Raw genomic sequence first — 1634 nt, forward strand, 5'->3', positions numbered from 1 at the left:
GACGATAAATGAATACCAAGTCTCAAGAGTGAACACGTAATTCATTACGAAGTTTAATTCTTTGAGCATCAAACTTTTAAATTGAAGAGTTTGATCATGGCTCAGATTGAACGCTGGCGGCAGGCCTAACACATGCAAGTCGAACGGTAACAGGAAACAGCTTGCTGTTTCGCTGACGAGTGGCGGACGGGTGAGTAATGTCTGGGAAACTGCCCGATGGAGGGGGATAACTACTGGAAACGGTAGCTAATACCGCATAACGTCGCAAGACCAAAGAGGGGGACCTTCGGGCCTCTTGCCATCGGATGTGCCCAGATGGGATTAGCTAGTAGGTGGGGTAACGGCTCACCTAGGCGACGATCCCTAGCTGGTCTGAGAGGATGACCAGCCACACTGGAACTGAGACACGGTCCAGACTCCTACGGGAGGCAGCAGTGGGGAATATTGCACAATGGGCGCAAGCCTGATGCAGCCATGCCGCGTGTATGAAGAAGGCCTTCGGGTTGTAAAGTACTTTCAGCGGGGAGGAAGGGAGTAAAGTTAATACCTTTGCTCATTGACGTTACCCGCAGAAGAAGCACCGGCTAACTCCGTGCCAGCAGCCGCGGTAATACGGAGGGTGCAAGCGTTAATCGGAATTACTGGGCGTAAAGCGCACGCAGGCGGTCTGTTAAGTCAGATGTGAAATCCCCGGGCTCAACCTGGGAACTGCATCTGATACTGGCAGGCTTGAGTCTCGTAGAGGGGGGTAGAATTCCAGGTGTAGCGGTGAAATGCGTAGAGATCTGGAGGAATACCGGTGGCGAAGGCGGCCCCCTGGACGAAGACTGACGCTCAGGTGCGAAAGCGTGGGGAGCAAACAGGATTAGATACCCTGGTAGTCCACGCCGTAAACGATGTCGACTTGGAGGTTGTGCCCTTGAGGCGTGGCTTCCGGAGCTAACGCGTTAAGTCGACCGCCTGGGGAGTACGGCCGCAAGGTTAAAACTCAAATGAATTGACGGGGGCCCGCACAAGCGGTGGAGCATGTGGTTTAATTCGATGCAACGCGAAGAACCTTACCTGGTCTTGACATCCACAGAACTTTCCAGAGATGGATTGGTGCCTTCGGGAACTGTGAGACAGGTGCTGCATGGCTGTCGTCAGCTCGTGTTGTGAAATGTTGGGTTAAGTCCCGCAACGAGCGCAACCCTTATCCTTTGTTGCCAGCGGTCCGGCCGGGAACTCAAAGGAGACTGCCAGTGATAAACTGGAGGAAGGTGGGGATGACGTCAAGTCATCATGGCCCTTACGACCAGGGCTACACACGTGCTACAATGGCGCATACAAAGAGAAGCGACCTCGCGAGAGCAAGCGGACCTCATAAAGTGCGTCGTAGTCCGGATTGGAGTCTGCAACTCGACTCCATGAAGTCGGAATCGCTAGTAATCGTGGATCAGAATGCCACGGTGAATACGTTCCCGGGCCTTGTACACACCGCCCGTCACACCATGGGAGTGGGTTGCAAAAGAAGTAGGTAGCTTAACCTTCGGGAGGGCGCTTACCACTTTGTGATTCATGACTGGGGTGAAGTCGTAACAAGGTAACCGTAGGGGAACCTGCGGTTGGATCACCTCCTTACCTTAAAGAAGCGT

General features: G+C 53.5%; 1 rRNA gene. It reads left to right on the forward strand.

The window, feature by feature from the left end:
- Positions 1-78 precede the first annotated feature (78 nt).
- A 16S ribosomal RNA gene (locus tag A7Z06_RS21475) occupies positions 79-1620 on the forward strand.
- Positions 1621-1634 lie beyond the last annotated feature (14 nt).

The sequence above is a fragment of the Escherichia sp. MOD1-EC6819 genome (assembly GCF_002965765.1).
GTDB classification, from domain to species: domain Bacteria; phylum Pseudomonadota; class Gammaproteobacteria; order Enterobacterales; family Enterobacteriaceae; genus Escherichia; species Escherichia ruysiae.